Source organism: Aeromonas sp. EERV15 (assembly GCF_900079845.1).
GTDB lineage: Bacteria > Pseudomonadota > Gammaproteobacteria > Enterobacterales > Aeromonadaceae > Aeromonas > Aeromonas sobria.
Map to the genome: position 1 here is coordinate 214410 of NZ_FKKY02000002.1, position 20345 is coordinate 234754.

At 58.8% G+C, this 20345-nt stretch carries 19 protein-coding genes and 1 pseudogene; 1 reads left to right on the plus strand and 19 read right to left on the minus strand.

Features of this window, described 5'->3' with window-relative positions; all coding sequences use genetic code 11:
- Positions 1-60: 60 nt before the first annotated feature.
- The 9 genes from ccmI to ccmA form a co-directional block, all read right to left on the minus strand.
- Positions 61-1329: a c-type cytochrome biogenesis protein CcmI gene (gene ccmI / locus BN4575_RS02825; protein WP_068977054.1), complete on the minus strand. Its 1269-nt coding sequence runs from the start codon at positions 1327-1329 to the stop codon at positions 61-63.
- Positions 1326-1805 carry a cytochrome c-type biogenesis protein gene (locus BN4575_RS02830; protein WP_068977055.1) on the minus strand — a complete coding sequence of 160 codons (480 nt, stop codon included), beginning with the start codon at positions 1803-1805 and terminating at the stop codon, positions 1326-1328. Before BN4575_RS02830 ends, ccmI begins: the two co-directional genes overlap by 4 nt.
- A gap of 11 nt (positions 1806-1816) precedes the next feature.
- Complete coding sequence (locus BN4575_RS02835; RefSeq protein ID WP_042020699.1) at positions 1817-2347, minus strand: DsbE family thiol:disulfide interchange protein; 531 nt, start codon at positions 2345-2347, stop codon at positions 1817-1819.
- Positions 2344-4299 carry a heme lyase CcmF/NrfE family subunit gene (locus BN4575_RS02840; protein WP_068977056.1) on the minus strand — a complete coding sequence of 652 codons (1956 nt, stop codon included), beginning with the start codon at positions 4297-4299 and terminating at the stop codon, positions 2344-2346. Before BN4575_RS02840 ends, BN4575_RS02835 begins: the two co-directional genes overlap by 4 nt.
- A gap of 82 nt (positions 4300-4381) precedes the next feature.
- On the minus strand, positions 4382-4873 hold the full coding sequence (gene ccmE / locus BN4575_RS02845) for a cytochrome c maturation protein CcmE (RefSeq protein ID WP_068977057.1): 492 nt from the start codon (positions 4871-4873) through the stop codon (positions 4382-4384).
- Positions 4870-5076, minus strand: coding sequence for a heme exporter protein CcmD (ccmD, locus tag BN4575_RS02850; protein ID WP_068977058.1), 207 nt, complete (start codon positions 5074-5076; stop codon positions 4870-4872). The genes ccmE and ccmD overlap by 4 nt, the downstream gene beginning before the upstream one ends.
- A 2-nt stretch (positions 5077-5078) precedes the next feature.
- Positions 5079-5819: a heme ABC transporter permease gene (locus tag BN4575_RS02855; RefSeq protein WP_068977059.1), complete on the minus strand. Its 741-nt coding sequence runs from the start codon at positions 5817-5819 to the stop codon at positions 5079-5081.
- A 170-nt stretch (positions 5820-5989) separates the two neighbouring features.
- On the minus strand, positions 5990-6658 hold the full coding sequence (gene ccmB / locus BN4575_RS02860; RefSeq protein WP_068977060.1) for a heme exporter protein CcmB: 669 nt from the start codon (positions 6656-6658) through the stop codon (positions 5990-5992).
- A 4-nt stretch (positions 6659-6662) separates the two neighbouring features.
- Positions 6663-7313 (minus strand): cytochrome c biogenesis heme-transporting ATPase CcmA, encoded by a 651-nt coding sequence (gene ccmA / locus BN4575_RS02865; protein WP_042020688.1) that lies wholly within the window; start codon positions 7311-7313, stop codon positions 6663-6665.
- 307 nt (positions 7314-7620) lie between these two features.
- Between ccmA and BN4575_RS02870 the strand changes: the two genes are divergently transcribed.
- A complete protein-coding gene (locus BN4575_RS02870; RefSeq protein WP_068977061.1) occupies positions 7621-8298 on the plus strand; it encodes a Crp/Fnr family transcriptional regulator in 678 nt (225 codons plus the stop codon).
- A gap of 90 nt (positions 8299-8388) precedes the next feature.
- On the opposite strand, the gene tsgA is transcribed toward BN4575_RS02870, so the two are convergent.
- From tsgA to BN4575_RS02915, 10 genes and pseudogenes are all read right to left on the minus strand, one after another.
- Complete coding sequence (tsgA, locus tag BN4575_RS02875) at positions 8389-9552, minus strand: MFS transporter TsgA (RefSeq protein WP_068977062.1); 1164 nt, start codon at positions 9550-9552, stop codon at positions 8389-8391.
- A 54-nt stretch (positions 9553-9606) separates the two neighbouring features.
- Positions 9607-10308, minus strand: coding sequence for a purine-nucleoside phosphorylase (gene deoD, locus BN4575_RS02880; protein ID WP_068977063.1), 702 nt, complete (start codon positions 10306-10308; stop codon positions 9607-9609).
- A 324-nt stretch (positions 10309-10632) separates the two neighbouring features.
- Positions 10633-11214, minus strand: a complete 582-nt coding sequence (locus BN4575_RS02885; RefSeq protein ID WP_068977064.1) for a DUF1349 domain-containing protein — start codon at positions 11212-11214, stop codon at positions 10633-10635.
- A gap of 224 nt (positions 11215-11438) precedes the next feature.
- Positions 11439-11786 (minus strand): YcgJ family protein, encoded by a 348-nt coding sequence (locus BN4575_RS02890; RefSeq protein ID WP_068977065.1) that lies wholly within the window; start codon positions 11784-11786, stop codon positions 11439-11441.
- Positions 11787-12628: 842 nt separating this feature from the next.
- Positions 12629-13933, minus strand: coding sequence for a type II toxin-antitoxin system HipA family toxin YjjJ (gene yjjJ, locus BN4575_RS02895; protein WP_083220983.1), 1305 nt, complete (start codon positions 13931-13933; stop codon positions 12629-12631).
- Between the two features lie 316 nt (positions 13934-14249).
- Positions 14250-14465 (minus strand): annotated as a pseudogene (locus BN4575_RS22405) (hypothetical protein).
- Between the two features lie 93 nt (positions 14466-14558).
- Entirely contained in the window at positions 14559-15833 is a 1275-nt protein-coding gene (thrC, locus tag BN4575_RS02900; RefSeq protein ID WP_068977066.1) for a threonine synthase, read from the minus strand.
- The gene (thrB, locus tag BN4575_RS02905) at positions 15830-16825 is read right to left on the minus strand and encodes a homoserine kinase (RefSeq protein ID WP_068977067.1); all 996 of its coding nucleotides are present in this window, start codon (positions 16823-16825) and stop codon (positions 15830-15832) included. Before thrB ends, thrC begins: the two co-directional genes overlap by 4 nt.
- 2 nt (positions 16826-16827) lie before the next feature.
- A complete protein-coding gene (gene thrA, locus BN4575_RS02910) occupies positions 16828-19287 on the minus strand; it encodes a bifunctional aspartate kinase/homoserine dehydrogenase I (RefSeq protein WP_068977068.1) in 2460 nt (819 codons plus the stop codon).
- 263 nt (positions 19288-19550) lie between these two features.
- Positions 19551-20255, minus strand: coding sequence for a tRNA/rRNA methyltransferase (locus BN4575_RS02915; protein WP_068977069.1), 705 nt, complete (start codon positions 20253-20255; stop codon positions 19551-19553).
- Between the last annotated feature and the right edge of the window lie 90 nt (positions 20256-20345).

Below are 20345 nucleotides of genomic sequence, written 5' to 3' on the forward strand. Positions count from 1 at the left end.
ATTTATCAGAAGTATAGATAACCCGGCCCCTATCCAGGGGCCGGGTTATCCAAAGGCATATTAGAGGGCGTGATCGATGCGGATGTCAATCGGCACGGTGGGAATATCAGCCGTCTTAACCGGCACAGATACCCCTTCAAAGGCCCCCTCTTTATTCATTACATTACCGCCTCGGGAGAGACGTGCCTTGAATTGCAGCTCCGGGTAGGCGGCCAACTTGCTGCCTTCCATCATGGCATCGCCATCACCCAGCGAGAGGGTGACTGGCAGCGCTGGCCCGGCGATACGCTTCACCGCGATGGGCATGGGCGGACCATTGGGCACCACGGCAAAGACGAACAGATGGGCATCTTCCGGCAGCTGAATGCCGGCCGCCAGGGTGATATGGATGGGGAACTCCCCCTCCTTCACCGCAAACTGCTGCCCTGCCACATCGAGCTCACTGGCTGCGCCAGCGTTTGTCACCTCGATACCCCGTTGCTTGAGCTGCGCGCGGGCATATTCCATGGAGCGCTCGACCATCACGTAGCGGGGAGTTCCTTTCTCCATCAGCGGCAACATGAGTTGCCAGCGGGTCAATGCTGTCTGGAAATCCTCTTTTTGCAGCGCCATGAAGGCATAGACTGACCGAGCTTCGATATTGTCCGGATCCTGGGCGATAGCGGCCTGCAACAGGGCATCCGCTTGCGCCTCATCCCCCGTCATCATCAACGCCTGGGCGTAGGGCACAGCCACCAGCGACTTTTGTGGTGCCAGCCCATAGGCCCGCTCCAGCGCTTCACTGGCCATCTCGGGATCATTGCCATCGAGCGCCAAGCGCCCCAGCAGTAACCAGCCGCGATAGTCATTCGGTTCAGCCTTGAGACGGGTACGCAGTGCCAGCGTGAAATCCAGCAGATCCTGCTCGGTCACCTGGGCGTCCCGCTCCACCAGAATGCGATTGCTCAGCTCCCCCAGACGGCTGCTGGCATCTTGCCAGCGGCTCACCTCCTGCCAGGAGCCCAGTTTGTAGTAAAGCCCAAGGCTCACCACCACCAGTACCACCACACCAGGGATCCAGATCAGACTCTTGCCACCCCGTGCGGTTTGCTCCACGTCGGGAATATCATCCAACAGGCTTCGCTGCAGCTCGACCAGCGAATCAGACTCTTCGGCCAGTACACCCTGCTCGCGCTCTTCGCCAATCTCCAGCAGCCGCTGGCGATAGAGCTGTTTGTTGAGCGCCGAACGACTAATGCTCTGTTTGCCTTCACCACGCCACAGCGGCACCACCAACACCAGACTCACCAGCACCAACAGGGCCGCGATCACTATCCAAAAGGCGGTCATTGTTTCTCTTCCTCTTTGAGCAACTCGGCCAGACGGCGCCGCTCCTCTTCACTAAGGCCATTATCCGTTTTCTTGGTCAGCACAGGAGCGCGGCGGTTGCGCATCACGACCACGGCGCCGCCGATGAGGATCACCAGCAAGGGACCCAGCCACAGGATCAGGGTGGAAGCCATCAGGGGCGGGCTATAGAGAATAAAGTTGCCATAGCGGGCCACCATGTAATCCACTATCTGCTCTTTATCCTTGCCCTCGCGCACCATCTGGTAGGTCTTGTCGCGCAAGTCCTTGGCCAGCCCCGCATTGGAGTCGGCGATATCCTGGTTCTGGCACTTGGGGCAGCGCAGCTCCTTGGTTAACTCACGAAATATCTGTTCCTGATTATCGCTGTCGAAGGTATAGACATCGATGGCGGCCATGGCCGGGGCTTGTATGGCCAATCCCAACACCAGCAGCAGGGATGCAATCACTACTCTCATCCGGTTCACCTTCACTTCATGGCATCAAAGATGGGTTTGAGGGTCGCGGCCCAATTCTCGGGGTTGATATCCCCTACGTGGCGATAGCGAATGATCCCCTGACTGTCGATAAAGAAGGTCTCGGGCGCGCCGTAGACCCCCAGATCCAGCCCCAGCATACCGTCCGGATCATAGAGGTTGACCTGATAGGGGTTGCCCAGCTCCGCCAGCCATTTGATCGCCTTGTCGCGCTCATCCTTGTAGTTCATGCCGATGATGGGAACACCCTGCCCCGCCAGCTGCTTGAGGTAGGTATGCTCGCCGTAGCAGGTCGGGCACCAGGTGGCCCAGACATTGAGCAACATGGGGCGGCCGGTCAGGATGGTGCGGTCGTGCTGCTTGTCCAGATCATAAATGTCCTGCAAGGTGAACACCGGCACCTCCTTGCCAACCATCACGGATTCGAGCTTGGTGGGATCGGAATAGAGTCCTTTAAACAGAAACACAGCCCCCAGCAGGAACACAATAAAGGGGATCAGGAATAACCAGGTCTTCTTGCTCATGCCTTGGCCTCCTCTTCACGACGGCCGAAACGGTAACGCTTGTCGAGCATCGACAGCACCCCACCGATCGCCATAAAGACACCGCCAAACCAGATCCAGCGCACGAAGGGCTTGTAGTAAATCCGTACCGCCCAGGCACCGTTATCGAGCTGCTCGCCGAGCGCCGCATAGAGATCACGGGTGATACCGGCATCGATGGCAGCTTCGGTCATTGGCATTCGCGACACTTTATACATCCGCTTCTCTGGCTTGAGCAGCGCCACCTGCTTGCCGTTCTTGTGGACTTCCAGCACGCCCTTGAAGCCATCGTAGTTGGGGCCATTCTTCTCTTTGATCCCGGTGAAGACAAACTCGTAATCGGCAAACTGCACCCGATCACCGGCCTGCATCCGCAGATCCTTCTCAATGCTGTAGTTTTGGGTGCAAGCGATACCTATGATGCTGACCGCCAGCCCCACATGGCCCAAAATCATCGCCCAGTGACTGTTACCCAGCTTGCGCACCCCCACCTGAAACGGGTGCTTGTGAGTGGCACGGATCCAGGTCTCCTGCACGCTGGTGATGATGATCCAGGCACCCAGACCAATCCCCAGCGCCGCCCACGGCTTGAAGGTCTCGGCAAACGTCAGCGGCAGCACCAGGGCTGTGGCCAGGCTCAGCGCCAAGGCGAAGATCACCTTGCCTTTGAGCTCTCCCAACTGCTGACGACGCCAGCGGAACAGCGGGCCAACCCCCAACAGCAGGGCAAACGGAATGATCAACCAGCTATAGATGTGGTTGAAGAAAGGTGTACCAATCGAGATGCTACCCAGCCCCAGCTCCTTGTGGACCAGCGGCAACAGGGTGCCGAGCAGCACGGTCAACAGCGCCGCCATCAGCATGATGTTATTAGCCAGCAGCAGCGTCTCGCGGCTCCACAGCTCGTGCTTGCCGTGGCTCTTCACCTGAGAGCCTTTAAAGGCAAACAGCAGCAAGGATGAACCGACCACCGCCAGCAGGAAGCCGAGAATAAACAGACCGCGGGTCGGGTCAGAGGCAAACGCATGCACCGACACCAGCACCCCGGAGCGCACCAGGAAGGTCCCCAGCAGACTCAACGAGAAGGCCGAGAGCGCCAGCAGCACAGTCCAGGCCTTGAAGCTGGCCCGCTTTTCGCTCACCGCCAGTGAATGGAGCAACGCCGTACCCGCCAGCCAGGGCATAAAGGAGGCATTTTCTACCGGATCCCAGAACCACCAGCCGCCCCAGCCGAGCTCGTAATAAGCCCACCATGAGCCCAGCACGATACCGAGAGTCAAGAATACCCAAGCTGCCATGGTCCACGGGCGTGACCAGCGCGCCCAGGTCGCATCGAGGCGACCGGTCATCAAGGAGGCGATGGCAAAGGCAAAGGCCACCGAGAAACCCACATAGCCCATGTAGAGCATGGGCGGATGGAAGATCAGACCCGGATCCTGCAGCAGCGGGTTGAGGTCGCGACCATCCACCGGGAAATAGGGCAACGTACGGGTAAAGGGATCAGAGGTAAAGAGCACAAAGGCAGTGAAACCAACCGAGATCAGCCCCAATACACCCAGCACCCGCGCCACCGCATCCAGCGGCAATTGGCGACTGAACATGGCCACCGCCGCAGTCCAGCCTCCCAGAGTCAGCACCCACAGCAGCAAAGAGCCTTCATGAGCACCCCACACCGCCGAGATACGATAAGCCAGTGGCAGCAAGCTGTTGGAGTTAGTGGCCACATACTGCACGGTAAAATCGTTGTCGATAAAGGCCCAGGCCAGACAGAGGAACGACAACAGCAGCAACAAAAACTGGGCATAGGCGAGCGGGCGGGCCGCCGACATCATGCCAAGGCGCCCCCAGCTGGCGCCAAGCAGCGGATAGCTCCCCAGCAGCAGGGCGGTAGCAAAGGAGAGGATCAGCGCAAACTGACCTAATTCCGGGATCATGACGGGATTCCTTTCAATTGAACGGTGACAACAGCCGCATCACGAACGGCAAGCAAAGCAGAAAAGGCAAACACCGCAGGGATCACGGCTTGGCTCCCTTCAGCTGCACCTCGGTATATTCGGGCTTGAAATGCATGCCATTGGTGGCATCGGCCACTTCCGGCGGCATGTAGTTCTCATCGTGCTTGGCCAGCACCTCGAACGCCTCCACGGTCGTGGCATCCTTGAGGGTGCCCTGTGCGACAATGCCCTGCCCTTCGCGGAACAGATCCGGCAGGATGCCGTCAAACTCGACGGTCACCAGATGGCCACCGTTATCCACCAGCTTGAACGCCACCTTGAGGCTCTGGGGATCCCGCTGCACCGAGCCCGGTACCACCAGTCCACCAATGCGCAGACGCTGCCCCTCTTCCGGCTTGATCTTGTCCGGTCCCTTGCCTTGCACCAGCTCGCTCGGGGTATAGAAGAGGTCGATATTCTGGCTGAGGGCATAGAGGATCAGCCCAATCACCAAGGCACAACCAGTGCTGATCGCCAGGATGATGGTGAGGCGTTTCTTTCGTCTCGGGTTCATAGGGTGTTCTCCATCTGCCGGGCCGCCATGCGACGAGCCTCACTAGCCTGTTTGCTACGCAACTCCCCCAGCAGGCTGCGGGTCTTGATACGAGTCGAAATGATGATGCCGATCAGGCAGGCGAACGTGATACCAAACGATAACCAGACATAAAAGGCGTAACCGCCCATCGCCATAAATTCACTGAAAGAGGCAAAGTGCATGCTTACTTCTCCTGCTCGGCAAGCTGTTTGACCCAGGGGCGATGCCACTCCCGCATCAGCAGCTCATTGCGAAACCGCATCAGGGTGAGGGCGCCAAGAAACGCGGCAAACGCCAGGATCATGATCAGCAGCGGCCACAGCATCTCGGGGGAAATAGAGGGTTTATCAAACTTGGTGATGCTGGCCCCCTGATGCAGGGTGTTCCACCACTCCACCGAGTAGTGAATGATCGGCAGATTGATCACCCCCACCAGTGCCAGAATGCCAGCGGCACGGCCCGCGACTACCTTGTCGCTAAAGGCGTTGTAGAGGGCAATGACCCCCAGATAGAGGAACAACAGAATAAGCTCGGAGGTCAACCGTGCGTCCCAGACCCACCAGGTGCCCCACATGGGCTTGCCCCAGGCGGCACCGGTAAAAAGGGCGATAAAGGTGAACACGGCGCCGACCGGCGCAATGGCCGCCACCGTCATATCCGCCATCCGCAGTTGCCACACCAGACCGATAAAGGCCGCTACCGCCATGGTGGAGTAGGCCCCCATCGAGAGAATGGCGGATGGCACATGGATATAGATGATCCGGAAGGAATCCCCCTGCTGGTAATCCGCAGGCGCAAACGCTAACCCCCAGATGGTACCTATCACAAACGAGAGCAGACTAATCACCGCAAACCAGGGCAACAGAGTACCGGCCAGCTGATAGGCCCGCTCCGGTTTGGCATAAGGGTGCAACCATTTCCACATAGCTCACAAAACCTTTTGTTATTAATCGTTTGGCGAGGCCTACCATACCGACCACGGGGCGGCATCAAATACCCCGAAAGCAATAAGCGGCACTATCCTTGATCCATCGCAACTTTATTTTTCAGCACAATGCTCCGTACGGAGCCACCTCTCTCTTGCCCAACCCATCATCAGTTAAGACTGACCCGCAATGCCGCCGAGACGGCCAGCGGTGTCAGCATCAGGGCGCCAACCAACATGGCTGCCAAGATGGCAAGTTGTCCGCCATAGGGCAAGTGCATTCCCGCTGCATCGATGGCAGAGGTAGCAAAAATCAATACCGGAATATAGAGCGGCAGGATCAGCAGACTGAGCAGCACCCCGCCCTTGCGCAATCCAACCGTCAGGGCAACGCCCACCGCCCCCAGTAAACTCAGCACCGGGGTGCCCAGTGCCAGCGTCGCGACCACCGCCAGATAGGTGTTCATATCCAGCGACAGCAAGATCGCCAGCAAGGGTGAGATCAGCAGCAGCGGCAATCCGGTCAGCAGCCAGTGAGCCACCACTTTCGCCAGCGCCAGCAATCCCAGTGGATGGGGCATCAGCATCATCTGCTCCAGCGCGCCATCACTGAAGTCATCGCGAAACAGTCGCTCCAGCGACAACATGGCCGCCAACAGCGCCGCCACCCAGATAATGCCGGGGGCAATGCGGGCCAACAGCTTGGGCTCCGGGCCAATGCCAAGCGGAAACAGGGTAATAACGATGAGGAAAAACCACAGCGGATTAAGAATATCGGAACGCTGACGCAGAGCCATCAACAGTTCACGGCGGATCAGGTGCATTGCGGCGCGCAACATAGGGTTACTCCTGCAACAGGGGCGTCAAGGAGAAGGGGGTCAGCGACAGGGTTTTCAACCGCCCCTGCATCAGGGTCAGATCCTGATGGGTAGTGAGGATCACCATGCCGCCCCGATCTGCGTGGGCCAAAAACAGCTGTTCCAGCACCTTCACCCCCTGCTTGTCGATGGCGGTAAAGGGTTCATCGAGGATCCAGAGCGCCGGTTTGGCTGACAACCAGAGCCGCGCCAAGGCCACCCGACGTTGCTGACCAGCGGAAAGCTGCCCGGTTGGATGCTCTTCAAAACCGGCAAGCCCAACCCGTGCCAATATCTGCCACAGGTCGGCATCCGCATCTGCAGGATGATGTAACTGCTGGTAGAAGGTCAGGTTTTCAAAGGGTGTCAGGGCCGCTTTGACACCGGGCTGATGGCCCAGATAGAGCAGATCGGCATGATACTCATCACGGCAGTGACGAATATTCTCCCCATTCCAGCACACCTCACCGGCAAACGGCTGTGACAGCCCGGTTAACAACCGCAACAGGCTGGTCTTGCCAACCCCGTTGGGGCCTTCAATTTGCACCAGATCGCCGGGTGAAACCGAGAAAGAGAGATGTTCAAACAGAGTGCGATCTTCACGCACGCAGCTCAGATTGTGAACTTGAAGCAGCATGGGGATAGTTTCAGAGACAATGAAGCGGCCTGCATCTTAACACAGTATTGGGATACGTCTTTTCAAAGATGCAACAATTGAGCGGACTGGCGATCAGGATCACACACCAAAATGCACTCGCCACCAGCCACTTGAAACGACCAGAAACAGGGCAGCTCCCGCCATGCAGATCCGCCTTTCTGAATCCTCACCCGCCATCTTGGTGTGGCGTGGTTGGGGGGATGGGGGGAGTTGGATGTGGAGAGCTGGTATATCCCGATGCAAGCGTGTGTAATAGCCGTTTGTTTTCAGCAGGCGCGCGCACTTCATGCAACTCAAACCCCTTCTCAAGGGCCGCTTTCAGCCCCACTGGCAGGCCAGCCACGATCTTATCGTGCAGGTAGTTCAATCCTGCATCACGGAGTGGCGCCTTATCCCCGAGGGGGAGCCTCTTATGCATCAGGGAGAGCTGTTGCGGGATCTGGTGCTGGTGCCGAGCGGCCGCATCGCCATGGGCCACACCGCCATGAACGGCCGCCGCTTTCAGCTCGGCACCCTGGACTGCGACAACCAGCTGTTTGGCGAGATGGAGTTCTTCACCGGCTATCGCTGCCAGCTCGACATCATCGCCGAGGAGCCTCTTGAGGTTGCTCGCATCGACGGCGAGCAGCTGGAGCAAGCGCTGGTTGCCCACCCCAAGGTGGCGCTCTTTTTTGCCACCGCCATTGCCATCGACTATCAGGACACAGTGGATATCTTCACCTGCCGCATGCTCTACCCCATCAGCTACAACATTGCCCTCGACCTCTATCACAGCCACTGCCACGACAACCCGGTGAGCGGCTTTCGCAAGGGGTATCAGGAGGCAGAACGCTTCGGCACTACGGACAGGGTCTACCGGCGAGCAGTAAAAGAGCTGATGGATCAGGGGCTAGTGGCACGCGGCGAGGAGGGATTACAGATCCGTGATCTGGCGGGGCTCAAAGCGTTTCTGGAGCAGCCATAAACAAAGCAGGCAACGCCCGTCAACAAGTCGCAATAACAGGATAAAAAGAGGGGCGGTCGATACCGCCCCTCTTGCTGTTTACTCTCCCGCTCAGGCCAGACAGGGCTGGGGTCGGGCCATCCGCAGCGAAGCCACCAGCATGGCGAGGATCACGCCGTAGATCAGCGGGATGGCGTACATCACTGCCTGCAAGCCAATCACCTGCTCGAACAGGGCGCTGATGGCCGGGCTGAACATGGCCCCCGCGCTGCCGCTAATGAGGATATAGGAGACGTTCTTGCTCGATGCTTGGCGCACAAACGATACTCCGTAGGCAATAAAGGCGTTGTAGAGCGCGGCGCAGACAAAGCCGTAACCATAGGTGAGGTAAGGCAGCTGGCTTAGATTGTCGGTGGTAACGATCAGGGCCGTCATCCCCATCGCCAGGGTGATGATCACCAGCAGGAAGGTGCGGATCGCAATGCGGGTCACGATAGCGGTCGAAACCAACGCGCCGAGCAGGGCTGCCGTCCAGTACTGGGTGATAATGTTGCCCGCCTCCTCGAAGGGGATGCCGAACTTGTTCTTCACGAACATGGGCGCCCAGGTGAGGAAGGTGTAAAGCGCCAGCATGCCGAGAAAGAGTCCCAACCCGCCGCTGATGATGCCAAGGTTCCACTCGGAGTGCTCGTTACCGGCGCTCTCGCCGCCCGCCTCGCAGCTGCGGAAATTGGTCAGTACAGCCACCAGCATGGTCGCCAGCGCCACTACGCCGACCGCCAGATAGCTCCAGCTCCACGCCATGGCGTGGGTCAGGGTATAAGTGGTGATGAGCGGGAAGACCACCCCGGCCACGTTGAAGGTGGCATCCTGCACCACCAACATGGTGCTCTGCATCCGCTCCTTCCAGACGCTAACCACCAGGGTGCCCGCAATGCAGAGCCCCACCCCGCCACACAGGCCAATCACCGTCATCGCCGCCATCACCACATAGAGCGAGCCGGTCAGATGGAGCGATGCCGCTGCCATCGCGATCAGGCCATAGCAGAGCAGCGTCATCCGCTTGAGCCCCACCTTCTCGATGAGGAAGAAGGCGGCTATGGTGCCCGCTAGCGCCCCGCCGTTAAGCAGGGAGAAGATGGAAGCCACTTGATTGACATCGGCGCCAAACTTGGCGGCGATGGGTTCGATCAGCATGCCGAACTGGGTCGCAAAACCGGCCATCACAAAGTTGGCCAGGAAGCTGATGGCAGTGAGGGAGAGCTTATTGTTCATATTGGATCTCTCATAGGGGTCAGGGTGCGGGCAGGGCTGGCTGAGCGGCGGCGCTTACAGCGCGGTATGCAGCGCCAGCTCGATCATCTGGTTGAAGGAGAGCTGCCGCTCTTCGGCCGTGGTCTCTTCACCGGTCAGACAATGGTCGGAGACCGTCAGGATGGCGAGCGCCTCGATCCCTTGCTGATGGGCCAGCCCGTAGAGACCGGCCACCTCCATGTCGATGCCGAGCACGCCGAACTTCTCCAGCGCCGGAATGAGGTTTTCGTCCGGATCGTAATAGAGATCACCGGTGAAGATATTGCCCACCTTGACCGGAATGGCCTTCTCCTGCGCCAGAGTGAATGCCTTGTGCAGCAGGGCGAAGTCGGCCGAAGTAGCCATCTGGTAACCGGCGCTGCGCTTGGCATTGGTGGGGGAATCGGTGCCTGCCGCCTGCGCCAGGATCACGTCACGCATCTGCACGTGACGCTGGGTCGCCCCCAGACTGCCGATACGGATGATGCGCTTGACCCCGAAGTCGTTCACCAGCTCGTGGGCGTAGAGCACCATGGAGGGGATCCCCATGCCGTGGCCCATCACCGAGATGCGCTGGCCGTTGTAATAGCCGGTGTAGCCCAGCATGTTGCGCACATTGGTCACCTCGCGCACATCGGTCAGAAACGTCTCGGCGATATAGCGGGCCCGCAGCGGATCCCCCGGCATGATGACGGTCTCGGCGAAATCGCCCGGGTTGGCATTGATATGAGCGGTCATGATTGTTGTGCTCCAGTTTGACTCGTGTGGATGGGCGCATCCTAGCCCCCGCCCGGCCTCCCCTTGCAGGACAAAAGTCCTGTTGCCCCGATCGAGATCCCAGTTCCAGCAACTTGTTGTCTGCTACGTTACATGCCGCATGCTTTTCGACGTTGCTTGCTACGGCTTGCCCATCACTGTCACCCGCCATTCCTGACATCCCGGACAACCGGTATAAAAAAGCGGGAGGGCGACTGCCCTCCCGCTCGATAGACCTTGCAACTGGCGCAACAGGCCGATGACATTGTTGGTTCTGCCGGTTAGCGCCAACTGTGGGTCGAGTAACTAACTCAAATCATGCAGCGCCTTGCCAAGGGGCGGCGTGAGGCGCAAGTCAGAGAAGCGCACCGCCAGCCCCTGCCGCTCCGGCGTGCAGCACATCACCCCGATAAAGCAGCGCTCGCCTGACGGGAACGGGGCGAGGCGCAGCAGCGGCCACACCTTGCCATCGGTGGAGTATTGCAGACGCAGGCAATCTGCCAGCCGGGTCAGCCGCAGCCAGAAACGGCGCGGATTGCCGGTGAAAATGCCGGTGGCCCAATCAGATCGCGGATTGGTCAACACGCTGCCGATCATCGGCTGGGCATCGTTGTACTCGATGCCCGCCTTGAGCCAGTGCGCGTCGTCTTGCAGCAGCATCAATCCCGCCTGATCGTAGAGGGTGGTGAACTCCCCTTCGACACAGACCTGAAAGGTAAACTCCCCCGCCACCTCACAGCCATAGAGATGCCCGCTGTGGCGCTCGAAGCCATACCAGGTGCTGCGCCAAAAATCGGTCTGCTGGTCTGTCACCACCTGCAAGCCGTCGCTGGTCTGGTGCCACTCGGCCGGTTCATGTAGCCAGCGCCACTCTTGCTCTTCCATCATCCTGCTCTGCTCCTTTTTATCCCGCACAGCAGCACCTCGCCAAAGACCCTCCCCTCGTCCGGTGACGACGGGTCATGGCTGCGCCTCTGCGGAACCCAAAAAAGGAGTCAATAGTGTCGCTATTGCCACCCCGATACAAGCCTCGCGCGCCAACCCTGCGTCTGGCTTGGCAATCGGGCAACAAAAAGGGGAGCCATGCTCCCCCGTTGCAAACCGTGGCGCCGTTACTTGCTCTTTTTGAACAGCATGGCGGTGTATTTGCTCTCTTTGGTGCGTGGAAAGTAACGATCCTTGTAACACTGCTGTTCACTGCTCTCGCAGTGCACACCATTGCTCAAGGTGTAGCTGCCCATATCAACCCCGTCGGTCGAACCGAATATTTTCACCAGTTTGTCTTGCGCCTTGTCGCCCAGATGGACCTGAGTCAACCCCATAGAGATCCCCTGAGTGTCGGCACAAAAACCCGCCTTCTTGTCGCATAATACACCCGACTCGGGGGAGAAGACCGCAGGAGCGGCCTGAGCGACCCCTGTCAACAGCAGAGCGACCAGCGCTACAGATACGTTTGTCATTTAAACACCTCAATTAACCTTATAAATCAAGGTTTTAATCTATCATCCAAATCCAATAGCAACCAGCTATGCTGCCCCGCCGTCCACCCTGTGGAATAACCGACAGAGCCACCATCTGCAGGTACCACCCGGCAAAGCGCCAGCCAGTACCACTTCCACTCATTTATGGTGCTGGCACATAGCGCGCGGATGCTCAGATTGCTACGTCATGTTGTGACCAGTGAAGCCAGAAGATCTCATCGCAATAGCACCGGCAAAACCTATTGAACTAGCTGTGAGATCCGCCTTGCTGAGGTCCACCTTGATGGCCATGGCGCATATTGGACGCTGCTGTCCATGGGCGGTAGCCCGGGTTTTCGTGGGATGACGTAGTGATCAAAAAGGTGGGCGTCTCATTTTTTCGTTCAGAGAAGCGCACTGCCAGCCCCTGCCGCTCGGGGTGCCACATCACCCCGACAAAGCAACGCTCGCTTGGCGGGAACGGGGCGAGGCGCAGCAGTGGCCAGACTTCGCCATCAGTGGAGTCTGGCAGGCGCAGGCAATCGGCAAGCCGGGTTGCCAACTGCTACGGCAAGGGATTCTACGCCAAGTCCTTTGGATCGCCAGATCTCCACCCAAGTCCCACCCGATAGGTTCCAATGAGCGTCATTGGTTCCCCTAACGCTTTTCTTCCCGCTCGCACATGTCACAGGTCTCTTCATCCAACCAAACTGTCTTGACCTCCCCTCCCTGCTCGTAAATCTTATCCTCCTCCTCGGTGAGGTTTTGAAGGTCAATTCGAACGGTGCAGTAGCACTTTCGGCACTGATGATGGTGAATTGGCATTGGTCATCTCTCTACGTTTAATGCCGTGTGTTGATTTGTATCGATGCTTGTCCAATGTTGAACGCGATAGCGTCAATACACGGCCTGAATCTATCCGAGAAGCCTTCATGGTTCCTTATCTTCTCAAGGAATACTCTCGCGTGTTCCAGCGCTCTTATCCAATTGTCTTGGCTCGCATGGCCTGAAACGACTATAGGCGTCAGGGTGTCAGGCACTTCGCCGCTTGTCTTGGGAGAAAAGCACATTGGCAATATGTCGTAAGCCGGAGACAAGCTATAAGGTCTTCCCCCGCTGGTTACGAATGAGAGATTACCTCTATGCATGTCAGTGTTCCCGATCAACCTACCGAACGCCCAGCGAAATTCTGTTTCATCACATGCCTCGGGTCGCACATGCCCATCTTGAGCAAGTCTTTTGACCAGCGTTGGCCAATGACCTGGCGGCGCCCCTACAAACTCTAGGTTCAATGCTTCAAGAGAGAGCATGCCAACTCTTCCTCTCACCCCTACTCGGTCGAACCTTGGGATCTCGAGGAATCGCTGGTCGCCAAAATCGAACACGTAGGTAGGCACACCGAGAACATCAAGAGCAATGTGCTCGGCCAATAGTAGGTCAGCCCATCTCTCGCTTATCTGATTGCCGGCTGCGATGGTGAACTTAACTATCACATGACCATAATCGGTATAGGTGCAGAACTTGGGCTGTTCGCCACCAGCGGAAGACCCGGGGATCTCCCCATCGCTGGCTGCTCGAGCCATTGCCGGATAATTCAACTGCCGATTGACGGGAACAGGAAAAGTCATGTTCATGAAATCCTCGCATGCCCCCTCGCCAATTAGCAGGTTGCCGGTCGCATCATGTCCGTGCAGAGCCAGGGCCTTGATGACATCTTTTTCACTCCAAAACTTCGGGTCATTGGGAAGATCTAATTCTTCCGCATATGCGGAGGCGTATGCCCTCCCCAAGTAGCCTTGAGGGCGCATGTCGTAGAGCCACCATGGCAGGCCATCAAAGCGCTCTCTTCCGTATTCGTCAGATCCGATGACGAACCCCTCCGGCTGTACCGGGGTGAGAGTTCCTATAAGCTCCACCTCACCATCAGTCCCGACACGGTAGATGTGTTCTGGCCTTACTCCATCGTAAGTGTCACGAAGAGCATAATGAATGGATCTTCCTTTCCCGATTGTGATTATCTCTTCACGAATTTTGTTTAGGGCGCGAGAAAGCGTCGGTTGACTAATCCCAAGAAAAGCGCGGAGTTCCAATGGGTTACGCACTCCAGTTGCGAGAAATTGTCTTAGCTGAAAGAGGCGCTGTTCCATGGATTTACATCTTCGAGTGAATGGATTATATAGCCCACAAGATAACACATAGACCGCCGTTAACGAAATCTGGGACACCCACCTTTTCCAGCCAGCCACAGCTCGGCGAGCAGCCTCTGCCATCACGAATTTTGACTCGAGCAAAAAGGCCAAGATCAGACAATTGAGCGGCTTTTTACCTGACAAACAGCTCGTTTGGACGTGGCAATGCCTGACACAGGAGCAGATGCCAAGCGGAGGAGACAAGATAGAAAGGTGGGTATCCCAGATTTTCAACTCGAGCTGTTGGACCATCGCCATCAGCAGGATCTGCAACTTATAGGGTTACATCCAGCAATGACGTCCCATAGGAATTATCTATGGTGCAGCGCCACAGCCCATCAAGCTCATTGCGAAAGACATTGGTGGCGCGACGGGTTTCACCACCAAGGAGGCGTCCTCGGCGTAGAAGGCCATCAGGGCGTCGAAGTCGCGCCGGGAGATGTCGGCGTCAAAGGTCTCTATCCAGTACGCGCAAGGGATGTGGATTCATCGTTGCTCCTCAGTGGCGGGTGGGGCGGTTGCCCGCCGGATTTCGGATAAAAAAATCCCCCGCTCTCTTTATAAAAGCGGGGGGCATAGGTATTTAGCCGAGCAGAAAGGCCCTTAACCGGGCAAACTCCGCTGGCAAATTAACGGAAAGCAGCGGCAGCTCGGCGTGTTTGGCCAGCGGGCCGGGCAGCGGTACATCCAGACTCAGGATCTCGTCCACCGACTCCTTGAACTTGGCCGGATGAGCGGTGCAGAGGAACACCCCTACTTCATCCTCGGCCAGCTGTTCCCCCAGCAGATCCCAGGCAATGGCGCCGTGGGGTTCGCACAGGTAATCCAGCTGGTGCAGGCGTTTCAACGCATCGCGAGTCTGGGCGTCGTCACGCATACCTGCCCCCAGGGTCTCCAGCGCCCAGCCCTTGCGACGGCAGAGCTCTTCTACTCGTGGCCAGTTGTTGGGGCGGCTCACATCCATGGCATTCGACAGGGTTGCCACTGTCTGGTGCGGCTCCCACTGACCGGTTTTCAGGTAGCGCGGCACGGTATCGTTGGCGTTGGTGGCGGCGATAAAGCGCTTCACCGGCAGCCCCAGCGCCTTGGCGATCAGCCCTGCGGTGAGGTTGCCAAAGTTGCCGGACGGCACGCTGATGACCGCCTTGACGCGATCGGCTTTGGGCAGTTGGGCCACCGCCTCGAAGTAGTAGCAAACCTGCGCCAGCAGACGGCTGATATTGATGGAGTTGGCGGAGTTGAGGCCAATGGCCTTTTTCAGCGCCTCGTCGTCAAAGGCATCTTTCACCAGCGCCTGACAGGCATCGAAGTCGCCGTCGATGGCGATGGTGCGGATATTGCCGCCGAGGGTGCAGAAGAGCTTCTCCTGCAGCGGGCTGATCTTGCCCTTGGGGTAGAGAATGACCACCTCGATCCCCTCCAGCCCGTAGAAGGCGTGGGCCACGGCGGCGCCGGTGTCGCCGGAGGTGGCGGTGAGGATAGTAATTTTGTCGTTAGTGCGGAACGCCGCGAGGCACTGGGCCATAAAGCGGCCGCCGAAATCCTTGAACGCCAGGGTCGGGCCGTGGAACAGCTCAAGGGCATAGGTGCCATCTTTCAATTTGACCAGCGGCGCCGGGAAGGTGAAGGCGGCATCGATCAGCTCGCTCACCTTGGCGGCGGGCACTTCGTCCCCCAGCAGGTGGCTGATGATGCGGGCAGAGCGTTCGGCCAGCGGCAGATCGAGCAGGGCATCCACATCGGCGAGCGGTTCGAGTTGTTCGGGGAAGAAGAGCCCCTGTTCGCGACCCAAGCCCTGACGCACCGCCTGCGCGAAGCTCACCTGTTCGCTGTTGTCCTTGATGTTGTAGAGATTCATAGCTCGCTTCCTGTTACCCGTGCCCCGGCCATGTCCAGTTTGCAGACCCGGGCAAATCCATCTTCGTTCTGCACAAAATGTGCTTCCATCCAATCCTTCATTCGTTCGGCCTGCGCCAGCTCCTTCATCACCACAAATACGGTGGGGCCGGAGCCGGAGATGCCGGTGGCCAGCGCCCCGTTCTGGGCCGCCTGCGCCCGCACCTCGTTAAAGCCTTCGATCAGCGCCGCGCGGTAGGGTTCGGCAATCACGTCTTTCAAGACGCTCGCCGCCAGTGGCTCCTGCCCGGTATAGCTGGCGTGGACAAAGGCAGCCAGGCGGCGGCCGTAAGTGAGGCAATCCTGACGGCGATATTGGGCCGGCAGGATGGCGCGGGCGGCGGCGGTGGAGACCACAGTACCCGGATAGCAGACCACCCAGTACCACTGTTCGAACACCGGAATGCCCTGGCTGATAACGCCGTGCTCTTCCAGCACCAGCTGCATGCCGCCGAGATAGCAGGGGGCCACGTTGTCGTAGTGGACAGAGCCGGAGATGCGCCCCTCCATCTCCCCCATCAGCAGCAGCATGTCGTGTTCATTAAGCGGCTCGCCATGGAAGGCGTTGAGCCCTTCAAGGGCCGCCACCACGCTACAGGCGCTGGAACCCAGACCCGAGCCCACCGGCAGGTTCTTCTCCAGCACCATTTCGAGCGACTTGAGTGTCAGGCCACGCTTCTCCAGCGCCTCGCCATAGGCGACCCAGCAGTCATAGAGGATATTCTTTTTCGGATCGTCCGGCAGCTTGTGGGCGTAGCGGCCCACAGAGGACAGCGCAAAAGGCACGTCAGATCCTTTCACCTGCACCCGGTCGCCGAGCAGAGAGCCATCAACGGGGGCGAGCGCCGCCCCCAGTACATCGAATCCCACGCTCAGGTTGGCGCTGGAGGCGGGTGCATAGGCAACCACGCTGCCGCCGTCCGTCATATAAGAGGGGTACATGTCTGAACTCATGCTTATAGCTCCTGCTTCCAGTTCTGGGTGCGCAGCACGTCGGCAAAGACGCCCGCCGCAGTCACTTCGGTACCGGCGCCATAGCCGCGCAGCACCAGCGGGATCGGCTGGTAGTAGGTGGAGAAGAAGGCGAGCGCGTTCTCCCCGTCTTTGACCTTGAACAGCGGCTCATCGCCACCGACCGCCTTGATGGCCACCTTGCACTTGCCACCCTCGATGGAACCCACATAGCGCAGCACCTTGCCTTCACGCTGCGCTGCGGCGAACTGATCGCGGAACCAGCCGTCGGCTTCAGGCAGGCGGGCCATAAAGGCTTCCACATCGCCACTCACATCGAAGCCCGGCGGCAGCGCCTGCTCCACGTCTACATCGGAGAGCTCCAGCGCCATGCCGGCCTCGCGGGCCAGAATGAGCAGCTTGCGCGCCACATCCATGCCGTTGAGATCGTCGCGGGGATCCGGCTCGGTAAAGCCGTTGCTGCGAGCAATCTTGGTGGCTTCAGAGAAGGCCATCCCTTCATCCAGCTTGCCGAAGATAAAGGAGAGGGAACCGGACAGAATGCCGTCGAAGGCGCGCAGCTTGTCACCGGCCTTGATGAGGTTCTGCAGATTCTCGATAACCGGCAGGCCCGCGCCGACGTTGGTCTCGTACAGGAACTTGCGACGGGTCTGGCGGGCGGTGCGGCGCAGCGCCTTGTAGTAATCGAGCGAGCCGGTATTGGCCTTCTTGTTCGGGGTGACCACGTGGAAACCGGCGGCCAGGAAGTCGGCATACTGGACGGCAACCGCCTCGGAGGATGTGCAGTCAACGATCACCGGGTTGATGATATGGCTATCTTCAACCAGCTTTTTCACCCCTTCCAGCGAGAAGCTGTCACGGGCTTCTACCAGCTGTTCGCGCCAGTTGGCGAGGTTCAGGCCATCCTTGTTGACCGCCATCTGGCGGCTGTTGGCGATACCCACTACCCGCAGGCCGGTGCCCTGCTCGGCCAGTACCGGTTGCTGGCGGGCGATTTGATCCACCAGCGCAGCGCCGACGCCACCGACCCCGACCACGAAGAGATCGATAAACTGCTGGCTGCCAAAGAAGTTCTGGTGGCACGCCTTGATGGCTTCCGCCACCTTACGATCCCGCACCACCGCAGAGATGGAGCGCTCGCTGGAGCCTTGGGCGATGGCAACGATATTGATGGAGGCTTGCGCCAGCGAGGTGAAGAAGCGGGCCGCCATCCCCTTGCTGGTGCGCATGCCGTCACCGATCAGGGAGATGATCGCCAGATCGCTGATGATATCCAGCGGCTCCAGCAGCTGGTTTTTGAATTCGAGCTCGAACTCGCGCTCCAGCACCTTGCGGGTCTTCTCCTGGTCGTAGCTGTGGATACAGAAGCTGACGCTGTATTCGGAGGATGACTGGGTGATCAGCACGATGCTGACCCCGGCGCGGGAGACGGCGGAGAAGATGCGACCGGCCATGCCGACCATCCCCTTCATGCCGGGGCCGGAGACGTTGAACATGCACATACCGGACAAGTCGGAGATGGCCTTCACTTTGAGGTCATCATCGCCGCTCTCGGGGCCGATCAGAGTGCCCGCCCCTTGCGGGTTGAAGCTGTTCTTGATGAGGCAGGGAATATGGAACTGGGCCACCGGCGCGATGGTTTTCGGGTGCAGCACCTTGGCACCGAAGTAGGAGAGCTCCATCGCCTCCTTGTAGGAGAGGGTTTTCAGCAGGTAGGCATCCGGCACCAGACGGGGGTCACAGCTGTAGCAGCCCTCGACGTCAGTCCAGATTTCGCAGCACTCGGCATCGACACAGGCGGCCAGCACGGCGGCGGAGTAGTCGGAGCCGTTGCGGCCCAGCAGCACGGTTTCCCCCTTGTCGCTACCACCGGTAAAGCCCGGCATCAAGTAAAGGCAGTCGCTGCGTAATCCCTTGGCGGCAAAGCGCAGGCGGGAGGCTTCGATATCGACATGGGCTTCCAGATAGCCACCGTCGGTGGCCAGCAGCTCTTCCGGCACGATCAGAGCCACTTCCAGACCGCGTACCCGCAGCAGCTCGTGCATAAAGGCGATGGAGAGGTTCTCGCCACGGCTCAGGATGCGCGCCTGCACGTTGTCCGGGCAGAGGCCCAGCAGACGAATACCCTGCATCAACCGCTCCACCTGATCCAGCTCGGCGGTGAGACGGGACAGCAGCGCCTTGTCATCGAGCGCCGGATAAGCCGCCTTCAACCCGGCCAGCAGGCGGGAGAAGATGCCGTTCACTTCAAACAGGGTGGAACTGGCATCCATGCCGCGACTGGTCTGTTCCACCAGCGCCACCAGATGATTGGTCACCTTGGCAGGAGCAGACAGCACCAGGGCTACCTGAGATTGGCCGTGGGTGTTGACCGCGATATCGGCCACTCGTAAAAAACGCTCTGCATCGGCCAGTGAAGACCCGCCAAATTTCAACACTCTCATCGCTTTCTCTCCCTGTAAATCTATGAAATTCAATCTAAAAACCAATCCAACAAAAAGGCCCGTACTGGGTGGGTACGGGCCTTTTTTGATTTCTGTGCTTGTTCGTCAGCGCATCAACCGGCCCCAGTGCCACCTGTGGTGGTACCGGTAATAATGGTGGTGGTGATGATGTTGGTGAATAGCTGCATGACGAACACTCGTGAACGAAACTGGCTTTTAGCAATACCGCGCCGGGCGATGGGCTGTCAACTTAAACCTCTTTGCTACTCACGCCCAAATCGGCGCGCAAGGTCTTTGCAGAGCAGGTGGAGCATGTTCAAATCCCGCTGCGGCAGCATGGGCACCCGGTCCATCACCCATTGATGTAGTTTTTCATCCTGCGAAACTCCGAGTTCACCCAGCAATTCTGCTGTTTTGCTTTTCAGCACCCGAACCTGCCCGGCGTTATCAAAATTTTCTGCTACCGCAGCGGCGCCGTCGGCGTTCAGCTCATCCATCAGCTGACTCATCTCGTAGGCGTAGAGCATGATCGCCTGCCCCAGATTGAGGGACGGGTAGCTCACCTTGAGGGGCAGATAGCTGATGAGATCGACCTCAGCCAGCTGCTCGTTGGAGAGCCCCGACTCCTCGCAGCCAAAGACGATGGCGACCTTGCCAAGGGAGGGCTTGGCGCGGATCTGCTCGCAGATCTCCCCCGGCGTGAGGTAGTGCTGGTAGCGACCGCGCTCACGGGCGGTGGTGGCGATCACCAGATCCATGTCCGCCAGCGCCTCAGGCAGGGTGTCGAACGCCTCGGCCTGGGTCAGGATCTCCTGGGCGCCGTGGGCCACCCAGCTCGCCTCCTCCTCTTCATGTACCCGGCTCGCCACCAGTCGCATGGCATCGAATCCCATGGTTTTCATGGCGCGGGCAGCCGCCCCCACATTCGCAGGACGGGCAGGCGCCACCAGGACAAAATAGAGCTTCATCGGGTTTCCTCACAGGCCGGACGGCCTCTCAAACAGATAGCAAACAGTCGCTAAACCATCAGCAAAACAGGGGCGCAATCTACCGTTTAT

Excerpts from the sequence above, each read along its gene's own strand:
- ccmB (WP_068977060.1), bottom strand. The coding sequence starts at position 6,658 with ATGTTGCGCGCCGCAATGCACCTGATCCGCCGTGAACTGTTGATGGCT.
- BN4575_RS02830 (WP_068977055.1), bottom strand. The coding sequence starts at position 1,805 with ATGAGAGTAGTGATTGCATCCCTGCTGCTGGTGTTGGGATTGGCCATA.
- BN4575_RS02890 (WP_068977065.1), bottom strand. The coding sequence starts at position 11,786 with ATGACAAACGTATCTGTAGCGCTGGTCGCTCTGCTGTTGACAGGGGTC.
- BN4575_RS02840 (WP_068977056.1), bottom strand. The coding sequence starts at position 4,299 with ATGATCCCGGAATTAGGTCAGTTTGCGCTGATCCTCTCCTTTGCTACC.
- ccmD (WP_068977058.1), bottom strand. The coding sequence starts at position 5,076 with ATGCACTTTGCCTCTTTCAGTGAATTTATGGCGATGGGCGGTTACGCC.
- ccmI (WP_068977054.1), bottom strand. The coding sequence starts at position 1,329 with ATGACCGCCTTTTGGATAGTGATCGCGGCCCTGTTGGTGCTGGTGAGT.
- yjjJ (WP_083220983.1), bottom strand. The coding sequence starts at position 13,933 with ATGGAACAGCGCCTCTTTCAGCTAAGACAATTTCTCGCAACTGGAGTG.
- BN4575_RS02870 (WP_068977061.1), top strand. The coding sequence starts at position 7,621 with ATGCAACTCAAACCCCTTCTCAAGGGCCGCTTTCAGCCCCACTGGCAG.
- BN4575_RS02855 (WP_068977059.1), bottom strand. The coding sequence starts at position 5,819 with ATGTGGAAATGGTTGCACCCTTATGCCAAACCGGAGCGGGCCTATCAG.
- thrC (WP_068977066.1), bottom strand. The coding sequence starts at position 15,833 with ATGAATCTCTACAACATCAAGGACAACAGCGAACAGGTGAGCTTCGCG.
- thrA (WP_068977068.1), bottom strand. The coding sequence starts at position 19,287 with ATGAGAGTGTTGAAATTTGGCGGGTCTTCACTGGCCGATGCAGAGCGT.
- thrB (WP_068977067.1), bottom strand. The coding sequence starts at position 16,825 with ATGAGTTCAGACATGTACCCCTCTTATATGACGGACGGCGGCAGCGTG.
- deoD (WP_068977063.1), bottom strand. The coding sequence starts at position 10,308 with ATGACCGCTCATATCAATGCCAACCCGGGCGATTTCGCCGAGACCGTC.
- BN4575_RS02885 (WP_068977064.1), bottom strand. The coding sequence starts at position 11,214 with ATGATGGAAGAGCAAGAGTGGCGCTGGCTACATGAACCGGCCGAGTGG.
- ccmE (WP_068977057.1), bottom strand. The coding sequence starts at position 4,873 with ATGAACCCGAGACGAAAGAAACGCCTCACCATCATCCTGGCGATCAGC.
- tsgA (WP_068977062.1), bottom strand. The coding sequence starts at position 9,552 with ATGAACAATAAGCTCTCCCTCACTGCCATCAGCTTCCTGGCCAACTTT.
- BN4575_RS02835 (WP_042020699.1), bottom strand. The coding sequence starts at position 2,347 with ATGAGCAAGAAGACCTGGTTATTCCTGATCCCCTTTATTGTGTTCCTG.
- BN4575_RS02915 (WP_068977069.1), bottom strand. The coding sequence starts at position 20,255 with ATGAAGCTCTATTTTGTCCTGGTGGCGCCTGCCCGTCCTGCGAATGTG.
- ccmA (WP_042020688.1), bottom strand. The coding sequence starts at position 7,313 with ATGCTGCTTCAAGTTCACAATCTGAGCTGCGTGCGTGAAGATCGCACT.